Origin of the sequence: Qipengyuania benthica (assembly GCF_030717865.1) — a bacterium.
GTDB classification, from domain to species: Bacteria; Pseudomonadota; Alphaproteobacteria; order Sphingomonadales; family Sphingomonadaceae; genus Qipengyuania; species Qipengyuania benthica.
On sequence record NZ_JAVAIL010000004.1, the window covers coordinates 101,504 to 126,209 of the forward strand.

General features: G+C 60.6%; 22 protein-coding genes and 1 pseudogene. 13 read left to right on the forward strand and 10 right to left on the reverse strand.

Annotated features, from left to right (window positions below; all coding sequences use genetic code 11):
- Positions 1–12: 12 nt before the first annotated feature.
- The gene (locus Q9K01_RS12520) at positions 13–1,629 is read right to left on the reverse strand and encodes an L-lactate permease (protein ID WP_305930543.1); all 1,617 of its coding nucleotides are present in this window, start codon (positions 1,627–1,629) and stop codon (positions 13–15) included.
- A 307-nt stretch (positions 1,630–1,936) separates the two neighbouring features.
- On the opposite strand from Q9K01_RS12520, the gene Q9K01_RS12525 reads away from it, so the two are divergent.
- From Q9K01_RS12525 to Q9K01_RS12535, 3 genes are all read left to right on the forward strand, one after another.
- On the forward strand, positions 1,937–2,623 hold the full coding sequence (locus tag Q9K01_RS12525; RefSeq protein ID WP_244982769.1) for a DUF6629 family protein: 687 nt from the start codon (positions 1,937–1,939) through the stop codon (positions 2,621–2,623).
- 227 nt (positions 2,624–2,850) lie between these two features.
- Positions 2,851–4,149, forward strand: a complete 1,299-nt coding sequence (locus Q9K01_RS12530; RefSeq protein ID WP_305930544.1) for a cation:proton antiporter domain-containing protein — start codon at positions 2,851–2,853, stop codon at positions 4,147–4,149.
- Entirely contained in the window at positions 4,106–4,576 is a 471-nt protein-coding gene (locus Q9K01_RS12535; protein WP_185885816.1) for an NAD-binding protein, read from the forward strand. Before Q9K01_RS12530 ends, Q9K01_RS12535 begins: the two co-directional genes overlap by 44 nt.
- A 90-nt stretch (positions 4,577–4,666) precedes the next feature.
- Here Q9K01_RS12535 and Q9K01_RS12540 read toward each other — a convergent pair whose 3' ends face one another.
- A complete protein-coding gene (locus Q9K01_RS12540; protein WP_305930545.1) occupies positions 4,667–5,104 on the reverse strand; it encodes a hypothetical protein in 438 nt (145 codons plus the stop codon).
- Between Q9K01_RS12540 and Q9K01_RS12545 the strand changes: the two genes are divergently transcribed.
- The 4 genes from Q9K01_RS12545 to Q9K01_RS12560 all read left to right on the forward strand — a co-directional run bounded on the left by Q9K01_RS12545 (position 5,099) and on the right by Q9K01_RS12560 (position 11,172).
- Entirely contained in the window at positions 5,099–7,114 is a 2,016-nt protein-coding gene (locus tag Q9K01_RS12545; protein WP_305930546.1) for a copper-translocating P-type ATPase, read from the forward strand. The genes Q9K01_RS12540 and Q9K01_RS12545 overlap by 6 nt on opposite strands.
- Before the next feature lie 214 nt (positions 7,115–7,328).
- A complete protein-coding gene (locus tag Q9K01_RS12550; RefSeq protein ID WP_185885814.1) occupies positions 7,329–8,693 on the forward strand; it encodes an MBL fold metallo-hydrolase RNA specificity domain-containing protein in 1,365 nt (454 codons plus the stop codon).
- A 17-nt stretch (positions 8,694–8,710) separates the two neighbouring features.
- Entirely contained in the window at positions 8,711–10,228 is a 1,518-nt protein-coding gene (locus tag Q9K01_RS12555) for a thymidine phosphorylase family protein (protein ID WP_179408462.1), read from the forward strand.
- Entirely contained in the window at positions 10,225–11,172 is a 948-nt protein-coding gene (locus Q9K01_RS12560; RefSeq protein ID WP_185885813.1) for a ribose-phosphate pyrophosphokinase, read from the forward strand. The genes Q9K01_RS12555 and Q9K01_RS12560 overlap by 4 nt, the downstream gene beginning before the upstream one ends.
- Before the next feature lie 265 nt (positions 11,173–11,437).
- Here the strand turns inward: Q9K01_RS12560 and Q9K01_RS12565 are convergent, their stop codons facing one another.
- The gene (locus Q9K01_RS12565; protein WP_179408528.1) at positions 11,438–12,088 is read right to left on the reverse strand and encodes an RNA polymerase sigma factor; all 651 of its coding nucleotides are present in this window, start codon (positions 12,086–12,088) and stop codon (positions 11,438–11,440) included.
- A gap of 239 nt (positions 12,089–12,327) precedes the next feature.
- Between Q9K01_RS12565 and Q9K01_RS12570 the strand changes: the two genes are divergently transcribed.
- The gene (locus tag Q9K01_RS12570; protein WP_179408464.1) at positions 12,328–13,371 is read left to right on the forward strand and encodes a hypothetical protein; all 1,044 of its coding nucleotides are present in this window, start codon (positions 12,328–12,330) and stop codon (positions 13,369–13,371) included.
- A 98-nt stretch (positions 13,372–13,469) separates the two neighbouring features.
- Here the strand turns inward: Q9K01_RS12570 and Q9K01_RS12575 are convergent, their stop codons facing one another.
- A complete protein-coding gene (locus Q9K01_RS12575) occupies positions 13,470–13,736 on the reverse strand; it encodes a metal-sensitive transcriptional regulator (RefSeq protein ID WP_179408465.1) in 267 nt (88 codons plus the stop codon).
- A 191-nt stretch (positions 13,737–13,927) separates the two neighbouring features.
- Between Q9K01_RS12575 and Q9K01_RS12580 the strand changes: the two genes are divergently transcribed.
- The 3 genes from Q9K01_RS12580 (at position 13,928) to Q9K01_RS12590 (ending at position 17,304) form a co-directional block, all read left to right on the forward strand.
- Positions 13,928–14,212: a hypothetical protein gene (locus Q9K01_RS12580; protein WP_185885812.1), complete on the forward strand. Its 285-nt coding sequence runs from the start codon at positions 13,928–13,930 to the stop codon at positions 14,210–14,212.
- Positions 14,205–16,568, forward strand: coding sequence for a heavy metal translocating P-type ATPase (locus Q9K01_RS12585; RefSeq protein WP_179408467.1), 2,364 nt, complete (start codon positions 14,205–14,207; stop codon positions 16,566–16,568). The genes Q9K01_RS12580 and Q9K01_RS12585 overlap by 8 nt, the downstream gene beginning before the upstream one ends.
- Positions 16,569–16,665: 97 nt before the next feature.
- Positions 16,666–17,304: a hypothetical protein gene (locus Q9K01_RS12590; RefSeq protein WP_305930547.1), complete on the forward strand. Its 639-nt coding sequence runs from the start codon at positions 16,666–16,668 to the stop codon at positions 17,302–17,304.
- A gap of 45 nt (positions 17,305–17,349) precedes the next feature.
- Here Q9K01_RS12590 and Q9K01_RS12595 read toward each other — a convergent pair whose 3' ends face one another.
- From Q9K01_RS12595 to Q9K01_RS15515, 6 genes are all read right to left on the reverse strand, one after another.
- Positions 17,350–18,258, reverse strand: a complete 909-nt coding sequence (locus Q9K01_RS12595; RefSeq protein ID WP_305930548.1) for a fructose bisphosphate aldolase — start codon at positions 18,256–18,258, stop codon at positions 17,350–17,352.
- A gap of 178 nt (positions 18,259–18,436) precedes the next feature.
- Positions 18,437–19,180: a Bax inhibitor-1/YccA family protein gene (locus Q9K01_RS12600; RefSeq protein ID WP_185885809.1), complete on the reverse strand. Its 744-nt coding sequence runs from the start codon at positions 19,178–19,180 to the stop codon at positions 18,437–18,439.
- A gap of 202 nt (positions 19,181–19,382) precedes the next feature.
- A complete protein-coding gene (locus Q9K01_RS12605) occupies positions 19,383–19,850 on the reverse strand; it encodes a hypothetical protein (RefSeq protein ID WP_305930549.1) in 468 nt (155 codons plus the stop codon).
- A gap of 112 nt (positions 19,851–19,962) precedes the next feature.
- A complete protein-coding gene (locus tag Q9K01_RS12610; protein WP_185885807.1) occupies positions 19,963–20,766 on the reverse strand; it encodes a slipin family protein in 804 nt (267 codons plus the stop codon).
- Positions 20,767–21,857: 1,091 nt separating this feature from the next.
- On the reverse strand, positions 21,858–22,277 hold the full coding sequence (locus Q9K01_RS12615; RefSeq protein WP_244982766.1) for a DUF2147 domain-containing protein: 420 nt from the start codon (positions 22,275–22,277) through the stop codon (positions 21,858–21,860).
- A gap of 283 nt (positions 22,278–22,560) precedes the next feature.
- Complete coding sequence (locus Q9K01_RS15515; RefSeq protein ID WP_425322405.1) at positions 22,561–22,935, reverse strand: hypothetical protein; 375 nt, start codon at positions 22,933–22,935, stop codon at positions 22,561–22,563.
- Between Q9K01_RS15515 and Q9K01_RS12625 the strand changes: the two genes are divergently transcribed.
- Positions 22,920–23,609, forward strand: coding sequence for a methyltransferase family protein (locus Q9K01_RS12625; protein ID WP_305930550.1), 690 nt, complete (start codon positions 22,920–22,922; stop codon positions 23,607–23,609). The genes Q9K01_RS15515 and Q9K01_RS12625 overlap by 16 nt on opposite strands.
- Before the next feature lie 42 nt (positions 23,610–23,651).
- Positions 23,652–24,427 (forward strand): annotated as a pseudogene (gene ppk2 / locus Q9K01_RS12630) (polyphosphate kinase 2).
- Positions 24,428–24,706: the final 279 nt, after the last annotated feature.

Sequence of the window (24,706 nt, forward strand, 5' to 3'; positions counted from 1 at the left end):
TGCGATCCATTGTCACGACGCTAGCATGAGCGCAAAGATGATACTGCCCGACGCCATCGCGTAGATTAGCATCGGCAGGAAGGTGAAACGAATGATCGTTCCTTCCTCCCTGATCAGACCAACCACCGCGGCCGCGGCTACCACGTTCAGCACAGATACCATGTTGCCGGCATTTGCGCCGAGCATTTGTCCGGCGAGCACCAGTATTATTGGCATGCCAACCTGCTCGGCGGCCTGCGTCTGCAAGAGAGCAAACGTCATATTGCTGAATGTGGCGCTACCTGAAAGAAAACTGCCAAGGGCGCCAATCAACGGAGCTACCAGCGGCCATTTCGTCCCGACACCGCCAGCGGCAAAGCTGGCAAGCTCCATGGGCATGCTACGAAGACCAGCGTCGTTTACGCCCGACTGGATGAAAATGCGTACCATCGGTACCGCAGCGCCCAGTGCCATCGCACTCGTTCCGACGACACGGGTAGCCTCATTGAGCGAAGTTCGAACCTGCGCAATGTTCATCCGGTGCATGCGAAGCGTCAGCACGGCGATGACAACAAACATGGCTCCGGGCAGGTAGAAGGGCGCGACCGAGGCGCTGATCTCTGTCCCGAAGATGCTGTTCCATTGAATGGAAGCCTTGTTCAACCAGCTCTTGAATGGGAGGCTTTCGATCCGCGTAACCACAAGCATCACCGCGAGAAGCAAATAGGGTGACCAGGCGCGCTTGAGCGACATCGGAGAGGCGACAAGAGCGCTGTGCTCTACAGTTGGCCTCAGCCCTCCATCCGGCAAAAGCCATCCCTTCCGGGCAATCGGAACCATGATCGCAAGACCGCAAAGAGCGCCGATGAGCGCGGGCAGCTCGGGCCCGAGCATTGCCGCCACGCCAAGTGCGGGTAGCGTGTAGGCAAAGCCGGCCGCCAAGGCGAATTTCCACGCGGCGAGACCGGCCTTCCAACTTTGACGCTCATCGAAGAAACGTGCGTAGATCAGGATCATGATGAGAGGGATAAGGCTGCCGACAAAGAGATCTATCATCGCTGCCTGAACCGCGACCGCATCGAGCATGGTTTCCAAACTTTGGTCATCGCCGGCCGCGATTGCCGCATCGAGCTGTCCGTCTTCCTCCAGACCCTGCGCGAGGCCTATTGCGACGGGCGTACCGATTGCGCCGAAGGAAACAGGGCTGCTGTCGGCGATCAGCGCAAGCACCACGGCTGCCATTGGCCTGAAGCGCAGAGCGACAAGCAAGGGTGCGGTGATTGCGGCCGGGGTTCCGAAACCAGCAGCACCTTCGAGGAAGGCCCCGAAAAGCCAGGCGATGACTATAATCTGCGCGCGGGGGTCAGGGGCAATGCGGGTGAACCCGTCCCGGATGGCGGTCATGGCTCCGCCTGCCGTGAGAACCTTGAGCAGGAAAATCGCCCCGAAGACTATCCAGACGATCGATGCCGCGATCACAGTCCCCTCGGCGGCGGCAGCAAGAACCTGAATTACCGGCACGCGCCAGATGACGACGCTCACAAGGGCGGTAACGAGAAGGCTGATCGGCATCGCCACGGCGGCAGGCAAACGAAGCATGACCAGCAGTCCGAGGACCGCAATGAGCGGCGCCAGCGCAGCAAGGATCAAGGCTATTGTGATCGGCCCAGCACTCCCCTGCTATCGGGCGTTGCATCTCCGGTGCCCATTTGAGACGCTTGGCACGGATATGAATTACACTGGAACCGCGAGCCCGTGGGTCCCCTTATCCGTGATATTAGTCTTCCCGATCACGCAAGGTTGCCTTATGTTTGTGATCTTTGTCTGCGCGCGGCACGCACTCTAGTGTGGCATCTTTGGAACTTCCGAAGCACGTGTCGATCGAGACAGGTCCCCGCCGAATGCGCGAGGGTCGATTGAGAATGAGCGCGATAAATTTGCGGGGGTAAGGTCAAATATGTGCTTTTCGGCCACAGCCAGTTTCACCGCCGGAGCAGCGTTGCTGGTTACCGGTGCATTCAGCATACGCCTTGCGCGGACCCCTGCCGAGCGGCCATATGCAGCGATACCGCTCCTGTTTGGCGTTCAGCAATTGATCGAGGGCGCGCTTTGGCTGACATTCCCTGACAAGACGCAGCTTCTCAGTACCGTGCTGACTTACGCCTATTCGATATTTTCACACGTACTCTGGCCAATCTTTGTCCCGCTCGCCGTCTATTTTCTGGAACCTGTGAAATGGCGCCGCAAGGCGCTGCTGGTGGCGGTTGCGGGAGGAACAGCAGTGGGTGTTTATCTGCTCTATTTCCTCATCCGGCTTCCGATTGTGGCTACAGCCGCCGAGGGACATATCGATTACGTATCCCCCCACTTTTACGTTCAAATCGTCATGGCTCTGTACATTTTGGGAACCTGCATAAGCCCTCTTCTGTCGAGCCACCGCTGGGTGCGATGGTTTGGCATCGCAGCGATCGTGTCATTTCTTCTTGCCGGCATCTTTTATCGAGCCTGGTTCATATCGGTCTGGTGTTTCTTTGCGGCTATCATGAGCGTGATGGTTCTGATGTTCTTCTTGCGGCGTTCGCCCGCGCTCGCCTCCGGCGCGCGAATGGACACAGCAAATTCCGAGCGCTTCCTCGCCGAGTGACGGAATGGCGTGGCGCTGGATCGGGGAAAGTTTTCAGTCTTCCTGTTGGTGAAGGAGGGAGGCAAAGCGATGCGAGGTGACGCGCCTCAAAATTCCTGATGCTCCTTGATCCTTGTCGTCCGGGTATCTCGAAGACCCATTTGCAAGCAAGACGACCGTTACCGGGTCATAGATCGGCAGCGTGCGAGCAACTCGCTTCAATGGCAGCTATTCGAAAGGCTTAACTGTTGGATCACGAAATTCCCTACTTGAGGGAAATTTTTGTTTTCCTCGCGGCTGCCGGATTGGTGATCCCGACCGTCCGTAAACTCGGCGTCAGCTCTGTCCTCGGATTTCTATTTGCCGGTCTCCTGATTGGGCCGCACGGTCTGAATCGCATTGTCGTGGATGTGCCATTGCTCGCCTATGTCGTTATCGCGGATGTCGACGGTGTCCGTCGCGTCGCTGAGCTCGGCATAATCTTTCTGCTGTTCATGATCGGCCTTGAACTCTCAACGAGGCAATTGTGGGGGATGCGACGGATCGTTTTCGGTCTTGGCACCGGGGAAGTCTGCGCATCCGCTGCCATCATCGGGGCGATCGCCTACGCCTTTGGCAACTCCATGATCGCATCCGCCATTTTAGGGCTTTGTCTGGCATTATCATCCACCGCGCTCGTCATGCAGAGTTTGACTGAGACAGGGCGTCTTGGCACCCGGTCCGGGCGCGCAACGTTCGGTATCCTCCTGTTTCAAGACCTCGCCGTCGTCCCCATCCTCTTTCTCGTAGGCGTGGCCGGCGCGAAAGGTAGCGAGTCGCTGGCCGGAGCCGCTACACGGGCGATCCTTCAGGCTGCTATCATTATCGCCGCCATTCTGGCCGTCGGACGCATTGCTATTCGGCCGCTGTTGCGGTTCGTCGGCGGCAGCGGCAGCCGCGAGGTGTTTATGGCCGCCGTCCTGCTGATTGTGCTTGGAACCGCTGCACTCACGGCACAGGCGGGCCTTTCGATGGCGCTCGGCGCATTTCTTGCTGGGCTGCTGTTCGCAGACACCGAGTATCGTCACCAGATCGCCAGTGATATTGAGCCCTTCAAGGGCCTACTCCTGGGCCTCTTCTTCATGTCCGTTGGCATGAGCCTTGACGTGAGTGCCGTCTGGCAGTTGCTGGGCTGGGTCGTACTTTCAGTGATTGGCCTCGTCGCACTCAAAGCTGGGACCCTGTTCGTGGTTTCGAAAGCGATCCGGCAGCCCGCCGCCGTCGCTGCGGAGACTGCGGTCCTGTTCTGCCAAGGCGGCGAATTTGCATTCGTCGTCCTCGCTGCCGGACTTGCGGTCGGCGTGCTGGACCCAACTGTCGGTCAGTTCATGCTTATGGTGGTTATCTTGACGATGTTTCTCCCCCCGGCCCTTTCCGCCGCCGACCGTCTGCTTGGCCGATTTTTTGGAGAAGCGGGAGAATGGCACCCTCGTACCTGCCGACCTCGGGACAGGGGAAGCCCGCATGATTATCGGAGGCTTCGGCCGGATTGGGCATCTTCTGGCTGATCTGCTGGACGCTCAGCGCATCAGTTATGTCGCGCTCGATACCGATGGCGAAATCATCGCACGTCAGCGTGCGAAGGGAATGCCGGTTGTCGTTGGCGACGCCAGTCAGCCGGATCTTCTTCCGCATCTAGGTATCGAGCGCGCTGCGGCGTTCGTGTCCACTATGGATGCGCCCGGCAGTGCCGAGCATGTTGTCGGCGCGGCTCACCAGCTCTGGCCGCATGTGCCCATCTACGCAAGAGCCCAAGATGCGGAGCATGCACGCCGACTGCAAGCACTCGGTGCGTCGGGGACGGTACCCGACACCGTTGAGGCCAGTCTGCAATTGTGCGAAGAACTCCTGACCGGCATCGGCTTCCCCGAGGAAGCTGCACGTGCCATCGTCAATGAGCGCCGCAACGATCTATTCGCGGCGCGAACCGTTTGAGCCGATCTGGTGCGACGCGGCGAGCCAATTGGTCGCGCCGCGATACCGTGAAAGAGCGAATCCGAACTCACGGTGTAATTCCGTCGGTGTTCAAGCGTCTTTGCCAAGCGAGCAACGAATCCGCAGTGCACGCTGCCGGACGAGAGAACGAAAAATCTTCTGGAGGTTGGTTTGGCAAATGTGACGCTTGAGGTCGGCGGCCTCTTCGAGGAACTCGATCATCTCGGCGTAGAGAAACAACTGGAAGCCGAGGACGGCGTCAGTCGCGCTGTCGCCAATCCGGCTTCGGGAAGCGTTACGATTGATTTTGACGGGGGTTTGACGAGCGAGGAAAAGCTGCGCCAGACCGTGCTCTCTTGCGGCTTCCGCTGCCGCGGCGCGGTCCATCCCCGACATGTCTGCAAGCCAGGCCCCGACCCGGTACCATCCGCTCATGCCGGCCACGAAAGAGTTGCGGCTGCCAGCAAGGCGCACGCGCAGGATGCCATGGCGCACGAGATGGGACACGGCGCTGGTGCCGACATGCAAGCGATGGTCCGCGACATGCGCAACCGGTTCTGGGTGGCTCTCCTCTTTACCATTCCGATCTTCGTCTATTCGCCAATGGGCGGCATGTTCACGCCGCCTGCTCCGCCTTTCGGGTTGGGCCTCGATCTGTGGCTGTTCTTCCTCGCGAGCGCTGCGGTCATCTATCCCAGCTGGCCGTTCTTCGTCGCCGCCTGGCGCGCGCTGCGCAACGGGATCCTCAATATGGCGGTGCTTGTCGTGCTGTCGGTTGGAACAGGCTATCTCTTCAGCGTCGGCTCGACCTTCCTCTTTCCCGGTGTGCAGTTCTACGAGGCAGTCGCGGTCCTGCTGGTCTTCATCCTGCTCGGCCACTGGCTCGAAATGCGCGCGCGCGCCGGGGCGTCGCAGGCGATTCGCGCACTGCTCGATCTCGCGCCGCCGATGGCGACCGTCATTCGCGAAGGCCGCGAAGTGGAGATCGCCACCTCCGAAGTCCAGGTGGGCGAGACGATCATCATCAAGCCTGGCAACAAGATCCCCGTCGACGGGGAAATCGTCGAAGGAACCTCGCTGATCGATGAATCGATGCTTACCGGCGAGTCGATGCCGGTCAACAAGGCGGTCGGCGACGAAGTCATCGGCGCATCGATCAACAAGAGCGGCAGCTTCCGGTACAAGGCAACCAAGGTTGGTGCCGACACCGCGCTGGCCCAAATCGTCAAGCTCGTCCAGGAAGCGCAGAATTCCAAGGCCCCGGCGCAGCTGCTTGCCGACCGCGCGTCGCAGTGGTTGGTCTTGATCGCGATCCTTATCGGACTGGCGACCTTTGCGACATGGTTCTGGTGGCTCGGCGCGCCATTGCTGTTCGCCGTCACGCTGACGATAACCGTCTTCGTCATTGCTTGCCCGGATGCTCTGGGACTCGCGACCCCGATGGCGGTCATGGTCGGGACCGGGCTCGGCGCGACCAACGGTATCCTGTTCAAGAATGCCGGCGCGCTCGAGGATGCGACCAAACTCGACGTCATCGTGTTCGACAAGACCGGCACGCTAACGATGGGGCAGCCGCATGTGGTCGACATCGTCGCTGCGGAAGGCCGGTCCGACGAGGATGTTTTGCGGCTCGCCGCCGCGGTCGAGCGTGGTTCGGAACATCCGCTCGCACTCGCCATCCTTGACCGCGCAGGAGATCTCGCGCTCGACGACGTCCGCGACTTTCACAACCGGGAAGGCATGGGCGCAGAGGCGCTGGTCGGTGGCAGCACGGTGCTGCTCGGCAATCGCCGACTGATGGACGAGGAGAACGTCCCACTAGGCGCCTTGTCCGAAGCGGCGGACGAGCTGAAGGGTGCCGGACGAACGGTCGTTCACGTCGCGCACAAGGGCGATCTGGTCGGTCTGATCGCCATCGCCGACGCCCCGCGCCCCACCGCTGTTGCGGCGGTCGCGGCGCTGCGCAAGCGCGGGGTCGAAGTGGCAATGCTGACCGGCGACAATGAGGGCACGGCAAAGCGCGTGGCGGCACAGCTGGGCATCGGCACCGTGCTCGCCGACGTCCTGCCCGGACAGAAGGCCGATAAAGTCAAGGAGTTGCAGGCGCAGGGCAAGCGCGTGGGCATGGTTGGAGACGGAATTAACGACGCGCCGGCGCTGACCCAGGCCGATGTGGGTTTTGCGATCGGGGCCGGCACCGATGTCGCTATGGAAAGTGCCGATGTCGTACTTATGCGCAGCGATCCTTATGACGTGGTCGGCGCCATCGTTCTTTCGAAAGCAACCTTGCGCAAGATGCACCAGAACCTGTTCTGGGCTGTCGCTTACAATGTCATTGCCTTTCCGGTCGCAGCGGGCGTCCTCTACCCGCTGATCATCAGCCCGGCGATCGCCGCCATCGCCATGTCGGGGAGCTCCGCGCTCGTGGCCGTGAATGCACTGCTCCTCAAAAGGACGCGAATGGAAGGTATCGGCAGCAGCGTAGCGGAGTCCGGAGAAAGCGATCGGAGCTCCACGGCGAGCCCGATTCCTGCGTGATGCTGTGCTACCCGCAGCATACCGCTGGCGCATTGCCCCCCCTGTCGAAGCGGGATCATTCCAGCGATTGAGCAGCCGACAACGCCCGGACAGGCACGAACAAATGCGGCAGAGAAATCAACGCGGGGCAGTCGCGTTGTAATAACAGTCGAGCGAGCGCGTCTGTATCCATCAAGCGGCGCGGTGTGCCGCTCCACACCCGAGGAAGGCGCCAATGACCTTGCAACTTACTTTTCTGGGCGGTGCCGGTACGGTCACCGGATCGAAATATCTCGTCGAGACCGGCGACTGCAAAATCCTTGTCGACTGCGGCCTGTTCCAAGGTTTCAAGCAGCTACGCCTGCGCAATCGCCAACCGCTCCCGGTAGCGCCGGCCGATATCGATGCCGTTCTCCTCACGCATGCTCATCTTGATCATTCGGGTTTCATTCCGGCGCTTGTCCGCGACGGTTTCCGTGGCCCCGTGATCAGCACGCACGCGACCTTCAAGCTGTGCGAGCTCCTGCTCCCGGACAGCGGCTATCTCATGGAAGCGGACGCGCGCTATGCCAACAAGCGCGGGTTCAGCAAACACACGCCGGCTCTTCCACTCTATACCGAACGCGATGCCAAGGCGGCGCTTGCCTCCTTCGCTCCGACCGGCTTCGACGAACCAACGAGGGTTGCCGAAGGCTGCAGCGCGATCTTCCGGCCAATGGGGCATATTCTCGGGGCGGCCAGCATCGAGCTGAACTGCAACGGGAAGCGGATCGTCTTTTCGGGCGATATCGGCCGCTACTCCGCAGCAACGATGATCGATCCGGTGCGCGTTCCGCGAGCAGACTATCTCGTCGTCGAGTCGACCTATGGCAACCGACACCATGACGAGACCGACCCCGAAACCGCGTTGGAAGATGTCATCAACCGCACCATCGGGCGCGGTGGAAGCGTCATCATCCCGTCATTTGCTGTCGGACGCGCGCAGACGCTGCTGTTTCATCTGAGCCAGCTGCGTCGCCGCGGACGGTTTGGTCCTGTACCGATCTTCCTCAACAGCCCGATGGCGGTCAACGCAAGTTCGATCTTCTGCGACCATGTTGGAGAGCACCGCCTAACAGAAGAGCAGTGTCGGGAGGCCTGCGGCATTGCCGAATACGTCCGTGACGTCGAGGACTCAAAGCGCCTCAATCGCGACCCCATGCCCAAAATCATTGTCGCGGCCAGCGGGATGGCGACGGGCGGAAGGATATTGCATCATCTCAAAGCTTATGCCCCCGATCCCCGCAACTCGATCCTCCTGGCCGGTTTCCAGGCTGGCGGGACACGGGGCGCAGCCCTGCGCGATGGTGCCAGCGAACTGAAGATCCACGGAGAGTTCATTCCTGTGCGCGCAGAGGTTGCCACTCTCGACATGCTGTCTGCCCATGCCGACCAGGGCGAACTCCTGCGATGGCTTGGCGGCTTCGAGGATCCGCCGATCCAGACATTCGTGACTCACGGTGAGCCGGAGGCCTCCGATATGTTTCGCCGTTGCATCACCGAACGGCTTGGGTGGGAGGCGCGGGTGCCCGAACACGGCGAGCGCGTGGTTCTCGCGTGAGGGCGAGCGGGCCTCAGATGCTTACCGACCAGCCAGTGGCGCCTCATGGCCTGCGCGTCCGACGCCTCGGCATCGAGACCGGCGGCGAAGCGATCGTGTTCATGCACGCAGACTGTCCAGTCGCCCGTTCGGAAGGGTTCGCGACGCGGACGCGCGTGGAAGTCCATGCGGGAGGCCGCCGCGCACTCGCAACGCTCTTTTTCACGACAAACGGCCTGCTCGACCCCGACGAGGTCGGATTGCCGAACGCTCTTTGGCGCCAGCTTCACGCTGGCGATGGCGATGTCATTGAAGTGCGTCATCCGCAGCCACTCGCTTCGATGAGCGATGTGCGCGCCAAGATCTACGGCCATCGTCTCGAGCAGGACCGGCTTGCGCGGATCGTCGCGGATATCGCCACCGGCCGCTATTCCGACGTGGAACTCGCCGCATTTGTGACCGCCTTTGCCGGGCAGCCGCTCGACGTGAGAGAAACTGCGGCGTTGACACGTGCCATGCTCGAAGCGGGTGACCGGCTCGACTGGCCCGATGAACTGGTTTTGGACAAACACTGCGTCGGCGGGCTCCCGGCCAACCGCACCACTCCGCTCATTGTGGCGATTGTCACCGCTGCCGGCTTCACCATGCCCAAAACCTCTTCCCGCGCCATCACCTCGCCGGCAGGGACGGCCGATGCGATGGAAGTGATGGCGCCAGTCAATCTCGATCTGGCAGCGATGCGGCGCGTGGTCGAGCGTGAGGGCGGATGTGTCGTCTGGGGCGGCAATGTGCGCCTGAGCCCGGCTGACGACATCCTGATCGGAGTCGAGCGCGCGCTCGATGTGGATAGTGAAGTCCAACTTGTCGCGTCCATCCTGTCCAAGAAGCTCGCGGCCGGGGCGACGCATGTCCTGCTCGATCTACCCGTGGGCGCAACTGCCAAAGTGCGCTCACCAGCTGAAGCAGCCAGGCTCAGCGCGCATCTGGTCGCGGTCGCGGCGGAATTCCATCTCTCGGTGACCCCGGTGTTGACCGACGGAACACAGCCGGTGGGGTCGGGCATCGGGCCAGCGCTCGAGGCGCACGATGTTCTCGCCGTCCTTCGCAGAGCTCCCGATGCTCCGGCGGACCTGCGCGAGCGGTCGATTGATCTGTCAGGCAGAATACTCGACCTCGCCGGCGGACCGCCCGGGCGGGGGCGTGCGCAGGCGAGCGCGATCCTCGACGACGGCCGGGCGCTCGACAAGTTCATGGCGATTTGCGAAGCTCAAGGGGGCTTTTCCGAACCGTCCACCGCACCGCTGCGATATACGATCAGCGCACCTCGCAGTGCCAGGGTGGCGGCATTCGACAATCGGACGCTGGCGCGTGTTGCCAAGTTGGCGGGTGCACCGCGATCCAAATCGGCAGGTATATCGCTGCATGTGAAGCTGGGTGCGACAGTAGCGCGGGGAGAGCCGATCTTCACCGTTCACGCGGAGAGCCGCGGCGAACTGGACTACGCGCTGGCCTTCGCCGCCGCCAATCCCGACGCCATCCGATTGGCAAGCCTATGAATCCGGTCCTGTTCTCGCTCAGCGCCTCGCCCGACATGGCGGCTCACTTGTGTGCCGAGACCGGCATGGAGCTTGGAGAAATCGTCTGGCGCCAGTTTCCGGACGGCGAGAGCTATGTGCGCCTGTTGTCCTCCGTCCGTGAGCGAGACGTCGTTCTGCTGTGCACGCTCGATCGGCCCGATACCAAGGCCTTGGCCCTCTTGTTCGCGGCCGACAAGGCACGCGAAATGGGCGCGCGCCGCGTTGGCCTCGTTGCGCCCTATCTGGCCTATATGCGCCAGGACAAGGCCTTCAATGAAGGCGAAGCCGTAACTTCGGTCACTTTCGCGCGCCTACTCTCGCGCACGTTTGATGCGCTCATCACCGTCGATCCGCACCTTCATCGTCACTCGGACCTCGGCGCAGTTTATTCCATTCCGGCCATTGCGGTTCAGGCCGCGCCCGCAATCGCCGGGTGGATACGCCAGGAAGTTCCCAATCCGGTCCTTGTCGGTCCCGACGAGGAAAGCGGTCAGTGGGTCGAAGAGATCGCCGGCCTTGCCGGCGCTCGCTACGCAGTTCTCCGCAAGGAGCGCAGGGGCGACTATGACGTCAGTATTTCCGCCGCCAATCTGCCCGATTTATCCAACCTTACACCGGTGATCATTGATGACATCGCCTCGAGCGCGCGCACCATGATCGAAGCGGTGCACATTCTTCGGGAAGCAGCTGCCGCAGCGCCGATCGCGATCGTCGTCCATCCGATCCTGGCTGGCGATGCCTTTGGGAAACTGCAGGCGGCGGGCACCGGCCGGATCGTCAGTACCGACACCATTGCGCATCCATCCAACGCAATCAGTGTCGTCCCACAAATCGCCGCAGCGCTAAAGGCGTGGCGCAATGAAACAGCCCGGCCGGAATCCTCGTCGGCGGGTCGTCAACGCGTCAACGAAAGCCCTTCGTAGTGATGCGGACAGAACACCCGCCACGAAGCAGCGACCGTGGTGATGGGTCAGACAGTCGGTATGCAGGAGATTTATCGAGATTCGGTGTCGTCTTCCCATGAGCGGCTGCCGTCGTCCCGACAACATGCCAGCTGCTTGTTCGTTTCAAGTGAGCGAAAACATTCCTGCTCCGGCCCGGGCAGGTATTGTCAACCAATGTCCCGGACAGTCCACTTGCCACTACGCCCCGGAGAACCGCTCGAGACCTGACAGATATCTGCCGTCTCTAATCAGCCGAGGACCCTTCCACATTGGCTCGAAGCGAGGACTCTGCATGGGCACATTCACAGTCGAGAAAGCCATGCTCGATGCACGTGCGGCACATCTGCAGGAGTCGGGTCTTCAGCGCACGACGTGCGCGGTGCAATCTGACGGTCACATTGTTGACCGTCGTGTCGAGACTTTTCGCGATCTCGTCCCGCGGCTCTTCGAGCAAATCGGCGCGCCAGATGACCTCCGCATAGACAGGTTTCAATGTCGGCAGGAGCCGGTAAAGGCAATTGCACACTGTCTGGTCAAGATCCACCTCCGGTTGCGTGTGCGCATGGCTGCTCTCGGCAAGCTCATGCGGATCGACACCGATCTCCTTGCTGCGCCGTCGGATGACAGTCCGCTGGAAATCGGCAATCGTCGTTGCCAGAACGCGCGAAAGCCAACCTTTGACCGACTTTGCCTCGCGAAGGTCTCCCGCGCGCTCGATCGCCTTGAGCATGAAGCGCTGCAGAACCTCCTCCGCTTCGTGGGAACTGTGAAGACGCCGATTCAGGAATTTGAGAATGTCCTGATGACTGTCCACCAGCGCCCGTCGGACGACTTCGTCCATCGGCCTCAAGGCATCGTCGCCGGCAGCCGCCGAAGTGGCAGGATCATCATCCATCGAGCTTTCCAATACGAATATTCTCGCTGAGGATCGCCTACCTCAAACTTCTGCAACAGAGTGCCACGCTACAGGAAGCTTTAACATGTTTAACCCGAATCGATTGCTCACAATCCAGGCTTATCGTGGACGACTCAAATGCCGATGACGACCAGCGCCTCGTCTCGTCGTCGGGATCACCCGGGCAACGCAGCGAGCGTGCGCGGGCTTCAGCTTGCGGCCGTGAAGGATGGCAGAAGATGATCGACCTGGCGATCACCGTCCACTTGCTGGCGCTGACCGACGATACGGGTCTGGCCCAACACGCCCGGCATCATTTCGTCGACCGTTCTCACGGCTACTGTCTCGATGACAACGCGCGAGCGGTAACGGTAATGTGCCGTCTGGCCCACCTGCGCACGCTAAGCGCCGCAGAGCAACACGCTCTCGCCGCTTATGCCGCGTTTCTCGATCATGCTTTCGACCGGCAGGCACGATATTTCAGGAACTTCATGACGTATGATCGGCGCTGGCTGGACGAGGAAGCGGCTGAGGATGCTTGCGCTCGCGCTGTTCATGCCTTGTGCGTCATGATTGCGATGCCCCCTCAGGACTGGATGCGGGTCTGGGGACGCGATCTTTTCGAAGCGGTTCTGCCGCGCCTCCACGAGCTCGCCTCGCCGCGTTCGTGGAGCCTGGTCCTGACGGGTCTGGACATATTGCTGCGCAACAGCTCTCCCTGGAGGCAAGCGGAGCAGCTGCGCGAGCAACTGGCGCATGCATTGCTGCAGCGATGGCGGGACGCCGTGCAACCTGCCTGGCCGTGGTTCGAAGACGGGCTGGCCTACGACAATGGACGCGTGGCCGAGGCCGCGATTACGGCCGGTACGGTGCTGGGCATGGCTGACCTGCGGGAAGCCGGACTATCGGCCCTGCAGGCACTCTGGGACTGGCAGTACGATGGACAGGTTTTTCACCCGGTCGGTACGCACAATTTTGGACGCAGACACCAATTGCCGTGCAGGTTCGATCAACAGCCCATCGAAGCCCATGCCATGGTCGATGGGTGCCTCGCAGCCGCCAGTTCAGGTGCCGACACCGCCCTCTGGCGCGAGCGCGCGGATATCGCGATGGCATGGTTTTTCGGACGAAATGATCTTGGCCGCGCGCTCGTGGAACCAGAAAAGGGTCTGTGTCATGATGGCCTTCACGAGGACCGGATGAATGCCAACGCGGGCGCGGAATCGACGCTTGCCTATATCGGCGCGTTCCTATCGATGGCCTCGCTGGAGAGACAGCGATGACCCCACAGGCAACTCAGGACTCCTTCAAAGCCTTGTCCAAGGACCCAAATGGAGAGGCCCTGGGAAAGCAGAACGCTATGACAACCGGCATTTTGCCCTCAGCGACCCGCCTTTCCAAAAAGCGCAGCGAGTTCGGCGAATTTGGCGCGCTGCGTTTCCTTGTCGCCGCTCTCGATCGCTTCCTGAACACAGTCCTGGGCATGAATGGCGAGAACCTTGGCTCTCGTTGCCCGCAAGGCGGCTTCCATCGCAGCGATTTGATGCATGATATCGACGCAGTACCGCTCTTCTTCCAACATGCGGATCACACCCCTCGCCTGGCCCTCGACCCGCCGCAGACGAGCGATTTCCTTGGTGAACTTCATCTCTCGATCCCTCGTCGCCTCAGGGCGTATCGTACCAAATGCACCGCCCTTCCTTACCCTACCGGGGTAAAGTTTACAAATGTCCGCCTGTCGGCTATCGGAGAATGGTGTCGAAGCACTATCCTGTCCATCGGAGCGGCACAAACCGGGAAGCACGCCGAATTTGCCCGGCCGGAAGCAAGGAGCCGATCATGACGCAATTGTCCATTCCCCGCGCGATCCTGGTCTGGGGCACGGCTTTGAGCCTGTTCCTGATGATCAGTCTTATCGCCTGTATCCTTTACGGTTTGGCCCTGCCTTCCGGGTTCGAAATGCACCGCGCCTGGTCGCCCTGGCTCCCCGGTTTCGAATGGCTGACACTCGGCGGTGTTCTCGCGGGTCTGTTTTGGTCCCTCATCTACGGTTTTTGGGCGGCGGCCCTCCTCGTCCCCCTGCACCGCCTCACAAGGCGTTGGTTCGGAGTTGCAAATGACTGATCACAAGACCTGCTGCGACTCTGCCAGCGGCGCGCTGCCGACCGAAGGCGTAGCGATTGATCCGGTTTGCGGCATGAGCGTTACGATTGCCGGAGCCAAGCACAGCGCCGAGCACGATGGTGCGCGGCATTACTTCTGCTCCGCGCACTGCCAGCAGAAATTCGTGACCGATCCCGAAATGTATCTGAGCGGGGCGCATCTGCAGGCGGTCGAGGACCTGCCCGAGGGCACGATATACACCTGCCCGATGCACCCGGAAATCCGGCAGCAAGGACCAGGCTCGTGCCCGATCTGCGGCATGGCGCTCGAACCGGAAACCTTCAGCCTCGATGACGGCCCCGATCCGGAGCTCATCGACATGAGCCGGCGCTTCTGGATAAGTCTGCTCTTCACTATCCCGTTGTTCATCTACGCGATGGGCGATCTGATCCCGGGACAGCCGTTTTCACAGCTTGTCGAACCGGCCTTGGCGCAATGGATACAGCTGGCGCTGGCCACACCTGTCGTGCTCTGGGGCGCGTGGCCATTCTTTACGCGCGGTCTGCAATCGGTCCGGACGATGAACCTCAACATGTTCACGCTGATCGGGCTCGGCGTCGCCATCGCCTATGCGTTCAGCGTCGTGGGAACGATTGCGCCGCACATCTTCCCGCCCGGCTTTCACGATGCCGATGGCCGGGTGGCGGTCTATTTCGAAGCGGCGGCGGTCATCGCCACGCTCGTCCTGCTCGGGCAGGTGCTCGAACTCAAGGCACGGGGCGCAACATCGAGCGCTCTGCGCGCGCTGCTCGAACTCGCTCCGCCGACCGCGCTAAAACTCATGCCCGACGGCTCGGAGCGTGAGGTCGCTCTCGATCAGGTCGCGACGGGCGACCGCCTGCGCGTCCGCCCCGGCGACAAGATCGCCGTCGACGGCCGTATTCTTGAAGGCTCGAGCAGCGTCGATGAATCGATGATCAGCGGCGAGCCGCTACCGGTGAAAAAGTCAATCGGCGACGAGGTGACGGGGGGTACGGTCAACCAGACCGGCGGCTTTGTCATGACTGCGGAACGCGTGGGCAAGGACACGATGCTGTCCAAGATCGTGCAGATGGTGGCTGAGGCGCAGCGCAGCCGCGCGCCGATCCAGCGTCTGGCCGATCTTGTCGCGGGCTGGTTCGTGCCCGTGGTAATCGGCATCGCCATACTTACCTTCGCTGCCTGGGCGGTCTGGGGGCCGGAACCGGCGTTCGCGTATGGCCTGGTCAATGCCGTAGCCGTACTCATCATTGCCTGCCCCTGCGCCCTGGGCCTCGCCACGCCAATGTCGATCATGACCGGGACCGGCAAGGGTGCGCAAAACGGTATCCTGGTGAAGAACGCCGAGGCGCTCGAGACCTTCGAGAAGGTCGACACCATCGTCGTCGACAAAACCGGGACACTGACCGAAGGCCGACCGGAGCTGGTCATGGTCGAACCTGCACAGGGCATCGATGAATCGGAGATGCTGCGCCTGGTGGGCGCCGCCGAAATCGGCAGTGAACACCCGCTCGCCGAGGCGATCGTCAAGGGCGCTCGCGCGCGCGGCCACAAGTTCGCGGCGGCGAGCGATTTTTCCTCCGTGACGGGCGAAGGTATCGAGGCAAGAGTCGGCGACCGGCGCGTCGCGATCGGCAACGCAAAGATGATGCGCCGGGTCGGTGCCTATGACGCGATCATGGCCGACGCCGCCGAAACCGCGCGCGCGAAGGGGCGGACGGTGATGTTCGTTGCAATCGACGGTAAGCCGGCCGGGCTGATTGGCGTTGCCGATCCGATCAAACCGACCAGCGCGCGCGCCATCGGCCGTCTCCACGCAGCCGGTATTCGGGTGGTCATGCTGACCGGCGACAGCGAGGCAACCGCGCGCGCCGTGGCGAACGAAGTGGGGATCGACGAGGTCCATGCCGATGTCTCGCCTGCGGACAAGAACCGCATCGTCGGTGAATTGAAGGCGGCAGGCAAGACTGTCGCAATGGCGGGCGACGGGATCAACGATGCGCCTGCGCTTGCCGCGGCCGATGTTGGGGTGGCGATGGGAACCGGCACCGATGTCGCGATTGAAAGCGCCGGCATGACCCTTGTGCGCGGAGATCTCGAAGGCCTGGCCCAGGCGCACCGGCTTTCGAGTGCAACCATGCGCAATATCCGGCAGAATCTGTTCTTCGCCTTCGCCTACAATTCGCTCGGCGTGCCGATTGCCGCTGGCGTGCTGTTCCCCTGGTTTGGCATATTGCTGAGCCCAATGATCGCAGCCGCCGCGATGAGTCTGTCTTCGGTATCGGTCATCGGCAACGCACTGAGACTGCGATCGCTCGATCTCAGAAGCGAGCCATAAGGAGGTAAATATCTTCTGGCACCCTGTCCGTCGTCTGGTCCGCTGGCGCCTCTCCCGCTCCGCACGCAAGGTGCTCGAGACGCGAACGCTCGAGCAGGTGGATGGCGCCACGCTCCGCTGGTTGTCGGATGAGATTGATCTGTTCCTCGAGAGCCTGGAACCGCAGGCTCGCAGGCTGCGTCTCTTGGCGGATCTCGGCCAACTTCCGAGTGTGAGCAATCGCCTCATGGTGGAACTCGCCATCTATACCGCCGCGGCCTATCGGGCCTTGCTCAACGCAGGGCTTTCCAGAGCATCGGCGCGAAGCGCCGTCGCCGATATCGGGTGGGACGTCTATGCGCTGCTACTCAGATTGAATTCACTTCCCCTCCGTCTGATTACGCGCGATCCTGGCCGACGTCTACGCGGTACGATCTCACTGCTGCTGCGCTTTCCGTTCAACGCGCCTGGCGCGCCAGGTTATACGGTCGAGGCGCGCCGGGAGGGTGACGACATGATCACTCATTTTACCCATTGTCCTCCGCAGACATTCGTCCGCAAGCTTGTCGCGGAAACGGGCGACCGCGGCGATCTCGAAGCCTTTTACGAAAGCTGGTGCCAGTATGACTGGCCCGGTGCCGACATGATCGCGAATGACGGCCATCGAGGCCATTATGAGCGGCGACAGACTCTCTCCCGCGGCGACCCGGTTTGCGATATGTGCTGGAAGGCGCAAGCCAGGTCGAACGGAACGTAAGCGGGAACAGGCGAATGCAGCCCACGCTGGCAGCTCTCGAAAAATTCACGCCGGGTTGTTGGCCGTCTTCACGGTCGACGCGCGGTAAATCCGCTCAATGGCTTCGGCGAGCACGCGATCGAAATCCTCGTCATCCATCCCGGCGCGCAGATCCTGCAGGAGCGCACGGCTGAAGCTTGCCACAAGCGCATGATTTTTCGCCAGCTCATCACAAGCCTCTTCCTGCGAATACCCGCCTGAAAGCGCCAACACCCGCGCACAGCTGGGATGTCCCACAAGCGGCGCAAATAGGTCTGGCGCTGCTGGCATGGAAAGCTTGAGCATCACCCGGCGACCAATTGGCTGTTTATCGAGTGCCTTCGTCAGTGCGCCAAGGAGTATCGCGTCGCATTCGGCGCGCGACTTGCTTTTCAGGTTCACCTCCGGCTCGACGATTGGCATCAGGCCCTTATCCAGAATGCGATTTGCGATGTCGAATTGTTGATCGACAATAGCGCCAATGGCTCCGGTGGACGCCTCGTTGATCAGCGAGCGCATTTTCGTACCGAAAACGCCCTTGGCCTTTGCGCGGCCAAGCAAGGTCTCGAGACCCCGGATCGGCTTCATGAGCCGAACACCGTCATTCTCGTCTTCCAGACCCTTATCGATCTTGACGAAGGGCACGATGCCACGCTGCCGGAGCAAGTCCGGCACGGGCGTGCCGTCCACCTCGCCCTCCATCGTTTTCTCGAATAGGATCGCACCCAGGATCTTGCGGCCATCGAACGACGGAGCGGTAATGAGCCGGCTCCGCATCTGATGGATGAGGGCGAACATCTCTTCTTCACCGGAATAATCGTGAGCGCTGATGCCATAGTTTGTCAGCGCAGTTGGCGTCGAACCGCCGGACTGGTCGAGCGCAGCAACGAAGCCGGCACCGCCAATGATTCGCGCCATCAACACCGGGTCGTGCATGCACTGCCTCCGTTCATCCGGGCGTGGGCTGCTTTTTTGCGTGCCACTTCCGTCCGGCAGCAGCTGTCGCGCCTTGCACTCCGTTTGAATACGCCGTGCTCGCGACCGCCAGGACCTTCGGCCGGAGGAACCGGAAAAGGTGCATTACCGCGCCCGTTGGAGCTGCCAGCGGGTATGGTCATCGGCGCTCACCCATGAAGCGGAGCAGAAACAGGAACAGGTTGATGAAATCGAGATACAGCGTCAGTGCACCCATTACGATAGCCTTGCCGCGGAAATCGCTGCCCTTAACCTCAGAATAGATGTTCCTGATCTTCTGGGTGTCATAGGCCGTGAGCCCGGCAAACAGCAGAACTCCAATGCCGCTCACGATCATGTCCATCACCGAGGATTTCAGAAACATGTTGACGAGCATGGCGATGATCAGTCCGAACACGCCCATGATCAGGAACGATCCCCACGCGGACAAATCGCGCTTGGTCGTATAGCCCCACAAGCTCAACGCGGCAAAGGCCGATGCCGCCACGAAGAAGGTGCGGGCGATGCTGACCCCAGTGTAAGCAAGAAAAATGGTAGCGAGCGACACGCCCATGAGTGCCGCGTAGCTCCAGAACATCGCCTTGACCGTCCTTTCGGAAAACCGATTGATGCCAAAGCTCAGGGCAAGCACCAGCGCCAGAGGCGCGAATACAGCGACCCAGCCCAATCCTGTCGGCGCTCCGGTTGCAGCAAAGAACAGTGCGCGTACACTGTCCGTGCTGGCCACGAATAGCGCGACCAAGCCGGTGAGCAGCAATCCGCTGGCCATATAATTGTAGACGCCGAGCATATAGGATCGCAGCCCCGAATCGTAGATTTGGGCGGGCGCCCCCGCGCGGGACCGTAAGGGGTGCTGATCTAGAGTTTTGAGTGGGTCTGCCATTCTGAAGTCCTCCTGCGCCGGACCGCTGACGGTGCCGAATTTCTGCCGCCGCCCTCTGAAGACGTTTGAGCCTCCGGTGAATTACAGTTTGCTGTCGCTATGCAGACCCGCGCTTTAGACGACAAGAGCGCCATGGAAGAGGAAGGCCTCCGTCGTCGCTGGAACGCACCTGTCAACCGTCCGGGTTGCCGCGCGACATGCTTCAATCATGGGTATAGGTGAAATGCACCGTCACAGACGGCTTGCGATGCATCGCGTGCGGAGTCTGCTTCGATTGCGACGGCAGCATGTGCGGCGGGCGGTCCACGACAATTCCGATCCGGTAATTAATGCCCCGGGCAAAGGTTGTGTACCCGCCGAAAGTCAGCGCGCCCGCGACAGTCATCGGTTGCAGGCGAACCGATCGTTGTATTCCACCAGGCTCGAGGATATGCGCGGTGACATTCGCGTCCTTGATTCTCGCCCCTGAAGCCTTTTCGAAGACAGCGGCCGTGATGTGCATGCTGTGAGAGCTTGCCGGCGGGCCGCCATGCATCTCCGCCTCGGGATGGCCGGTTGGATGACCCTTCACCACTGCCGCCGGCACCACGCCTAGATACGCCGTGAGACCGCCCGCGCTCTGAGAACCATCGATTACACCCGCGTTGGCTGTGACCGGAGCGAAGAGCATTCCTGCTAGGCCCAGCGTAGCAAGCGCTTGGCGCCAGAACGATCTGTATCTCATAGTGAAGGCACCTTCCTCTTTTTCACTTCCGGGCACGGTGCATGACTGCATCGGCTTGCTATGGGTTACGCGTTGCCGCCCCAGGCGCATCCTTTTGCTTGGCTAGAGTCTCGAACAATCCTCCAAATTCAATGGGGAACGGGAAAACAATGGTCGAGCTCTTATCTCCGGCAATTGTGCCCAAAGCACCCAGATAGCGCAGCTGCATGGCTTCAGGACGTGCGGAAAGAGTTTCCGCCGCTTCCAGCAGCTTTTGCGCCGCCTGTTGCTCGCCTTCGGCATTGATGACCCTGGCCCGGCGCTCGCGCTCGGCCTCAGCCTGCTGGCCGATCGCACGGATCATGCTTTCCTGAATATCGACATGCTTGATTTCGACATTGGCGACCTTGATTCCCCACGCGTCGGTTTGTGCATCGAGAATTTCCTGGATGTCCTTGTTGAGCTTGTCCCGCTCGGAGAGCATTTCGTCGAGTTCGTGCTTGCCGAGCACCGAGCGAAGCGTGGTCTGCGCTAGCTGGCTGATTGCGTAATCGAATTGCTCCACCTGAATGATCGCACGCTCCGGATCGATCACGCGGAAGTAGATCACCGCGTTCACGTGAATGGAGACGTTGTCGCGCGAGATCAGGTCCTGGGTCGGCACGTCAAGAACGATCGTACGCAAATCAACGCGTGCAATGGTCTGTACAAACGGAAAAATAAAGATCAGCCCGGGGCCTTTGACCCCAGTAAAACGACCGAGCGTGAATATCACCGCGCGCTCATACTCCCGCAAAATGCGGATCGAGCCTGCGAAAACTGCCAGCGCAATGAACAGGATGACAATTATGGTAAAGATGTTGCCGCTCGCGTCGTACTGCATCTCGTTCTCCGATCGCTTGGACACTGTCATGCGCTGCTTGCCCCAATAGGAGGCAACTACGCCATCAAAGACGCGCCGGAATTCGAAATCTTACAGAGCCATGGAATGAAGGAAGGTTCCCAGACCATCAATCGCCTCCGTCCAGGGCAAGTCGGCGTATGGGGAGAATGTCGGTGATCTCCCGGGCCCCGTGCGCAGCTGCCCGCCATGACATGATCGGACCAAGCAATGATGCATGTCAGGCGTTCGGGCTCAGCACCGGAAGGCCGGAAAAGGACCGATATGCTCGATCCGGCCATTGCAGGTCCCTTGAGGCGATGCAGGCCAAGAAATCAGATCCCAAGTGTAAGAATCGCAGATTGAAGAACGTTAAAAGCAAACAAGGATAGCCACAGCAGCAGCCCCAAGCGCGCTGCAGTTGACCAAAACGACTTTGCAGACGGAGATTCTCACATGCAGTCCAGCTCGGGACACGCCGAAAGCCATTCCCACAAATCGGATTGCTGCCGCGACAAGCCACGATCCGGTCGAGAGCAAGGCAAGGTGCCGCGAGAAGCGCCAACCAAAACCAAGCCGTCGGGAGATGCCCCTCGCTGTTGCTGCGCGCATCCTTGATTTCGATCGTTCCTGCGCGCGATAATGGCAACAAACAGCAGCGCGCAGGCGCCGTTCGAGGGGCGGAGCCCTCCCCCTGCCCATTTTCCGCCCCTCGAACCTTGCAGAGTTGTCGGCCGTCCGGACGCCAGGGTCAGCTGGCAAGTACATCTGGCACGACGCCATGAGCACTGCATGGCGATTGGCGAACGTGGTCGTCTCGGTTCGCGGCAGTGTCGTGGATGTTCGCTTTAAAGATCAATTTGCCCGCTAAAGTCAATAAGTGACCGACAGATCAGCCATGTAGGAGTCATATGGCGTACCCATCGGTGACCAATCACAATGCACGGAGAGAAGGCGGCGACGATCCCTTTGTCGTGATGCAGGGAGCCAGCTTGCCTCTTCACTTTCCTGCTCCGGAATGCAAACGGCAGAGGTCAAAGGGACGATCGTGTTCAACGTGCTTTCTGCGGTTGCAACGCTCCCGGCAGCACACATCAGTTTGAAACCCGCGTCCATTTCTGGTTCTTGCACCCCACATGCCCGAACATACATCCATGAACCTGGAGGGTGTCGGCACTGATCGGTTTCAACTCCCCGCCGACCGTTCTGTCGAGATCGGGAACCAGAACTTTTCCGCGCCATTCGTTCCGGCCGGACCGATCGAACTCGCGGAAGAGATTGATGCCTATGAGCACGTCGGTTCCGGCCTTCGCTGCGTCGGCCTTCGCTTTCTCGTTCGCATAAACAACGACGCCGCAAAGCTTCGTGCCGCACTCCTCGATCCGGACACGAACACTTCCGGACGGGTTTGCCCAAACACCCATGATAGCCTCATTCGGCGTTCCGGTTTGCCGAGCATGCGCCGCATTCGATGCAAAGATGAGGGCCGCGCCCATGATGACCAAACGAATCATAGCTTCTCTTTCTTACGCCAAAATAGAACCGAGCATACAGGTCCGATGAACGAACGTCATCTGCCGGCTCACATACTCTCACGTTAGCGAAAACCTTCATCTCGTCCTGACGCGCTGCTTCTCGAGCAAAAATGGAGCGTGTTCGTTGGAACTTTTAGCGCCTTCCCCCAGCTCGGTACTCGATAAAAGGGTCAAGTGCTATTCTGCCGAGCGACTGTAATCTGGAGAGCCGCCGCGCGTCCATGATGCTGAGGTGGCCTCCTTTCATTGGTGGCGACCGTCCTTAGGCTGAAGGTGGGAGCAAGATATGAGGCAAGGTCACAAGCACGCGTCCGACAGACGGGGATGGCGGATGCCGATCGTCTTCCTCGGTTTCGCAGCGATTGCGGGGTATTTCCTGCTTGCCGAGCATAGGGTTCACGCGCTTGGCATTCTTCCCTGGGCTCTGCTTTTGCTGGCCTGCCCGCTGCTCCACATGTTTATGCATGGTGGACACGGTGGACACGGAGGTCATGGCGGCCAAGGCGGTGATGATGATCAGCGCGCCAGCAACAACGGCGCGAGTCCGCTCCGCGATCGCCACAGCGGACACAAGGTCGCTGATTCCAGCGCCCGTCGCCGATAACTCCGCAGAAACCTGCCATGCATAGCGACGCATCCGCCGCCTATGGGCTTTGGGGTCTGGTGATCCTCAACTCCGCGATCTTCATTTTCTTCGCGTTCAGCTTCTTCAAACCGCAAACCAAGCGCGATTGGCGATCATTCAGCGCTTTCAGTGCTTTTCTCGTCGCACTTTTTGCAGAAATGTACGGCTTTCCGCTGACCATCTACCTCCTCTCGGGCTGGCTCCAGAGCAACTATCCGCAAGTGGACTGGTTCTCGCATGACGCCGGCCATCTGCTCGAGGAGTTGTTCGGATGGCAAGCCAACCCTCATTTCGGGCCCTTCCATATCCTGAGCTTCATCCTGATCGGCGGTGGCTTCTGGATGATATCGAGCGGTTGGGCACGGCTTTACCGGGCCCAGAAGCAAGAGAAGCTCGCCACTGAAGGTCTCTATTCCTACGTCCGGCATCCGCAATATGACGGCTTCATCCTCGTCATGCTCGGCTTCCTGTTCCAATGGCCGACTGTCCTGACGCTGGCGATGTTCCCGGTCCTGGTTGTCATGTATGTGCGGCTCGCCCGGAGCGAAGAGCGCGAGGCGCTCGCCGCTTTCGGCCAGGACTATCGCGCCTACATGGCACGCGTCCCGGGTTTTATTCCCAGGTTGTCGCGCTCGCGGTCTGGTGATCCAAATCTGCCCAAAAGGCGACCGCGCCGCCCATTCTAAAACGGCCCAGGACGAAGCCCTAGTAGAGATTGTCAGATCGATATGAGCAAGAACAAGCAGGAAAGATCTGCGCCCGGCTACGCCGAGAAACTCCATGCGCTTCAGATCGCGCTCAGCGCGTTGCAACGCCAGGTGATCGCCGATGGCCGCAAGCTGCTGATCATTCTGGAAGGGCGCGATGCCGCCGGCAAGGACGGCACGATCAAGCGCATTGTCAAGCATCTGAGTCCTCGAGACACCCGCGTGGTGGCCCTTGGTGCACCATCGGACCATGATCGCCGGTCCTGGTATTTCCAGCGCTGGGCAAACCATCTTCCGGCTGAGGGCGAGATGGTTGTGTTCAATCGTAGCTGGTACAATCGCGCAGGCGTCGAGAAGGTGATGAACTATAGCACGGACGCGGAATGTGAGGAATTCATGGCGGCCGTGCCGCTGTTTGAGCAGCTTCTCGCGCATTGCGGCGTCACGTTAGTCAAATATTATCTCGATATTTCGAAGGTGGAACAAAAAGGCGTCTGGTTGCTCGCCGGAAAGATCCGCTGAAGCAGTGGAAACTCAGTCCAGTGGATGACCAAGCAATTAAACGCTGGGATGCCTACAGCGCGGCTCGCAACGAAATGCTTGCCCGTACACACAGCGTTGCCGCACCATGGACGGTGGTGCGGGCCGACGACAAACACCACACCCGGCTTTCGCTCATCAGCGATCTGTTGAGCCGATTCGGGGAAGCGCCGCACACCGATTTCGGCTTGCCGGATCCCAACACCGTATTCCTCTACGACAGCGCTGCGCTCGAACAGGGTCTTATCGCGCCGTAAACCGCCGCAAGTCAGTCCCGTGGACCACGGAAACTAAAATCTTGAAGGCACATTACGCAAAAACACCGTGTCATTGGCATGGGCAACTCCGGCACCGGTGTGCGCAAGTCTCCGAGATCATCGGCGAACATTTTTGTCCGATCCGAGACTCGGTCTTGTCGTCTGCGAAAGGCTGTGTTGCGAAGGCCGATTGACGGTGCTGCGGTTCACAGCGCACATCGCCCGAACGCGATACCGCTAACGCATGACCGCATCACCGCCTCTGAGCGACAAGGATTT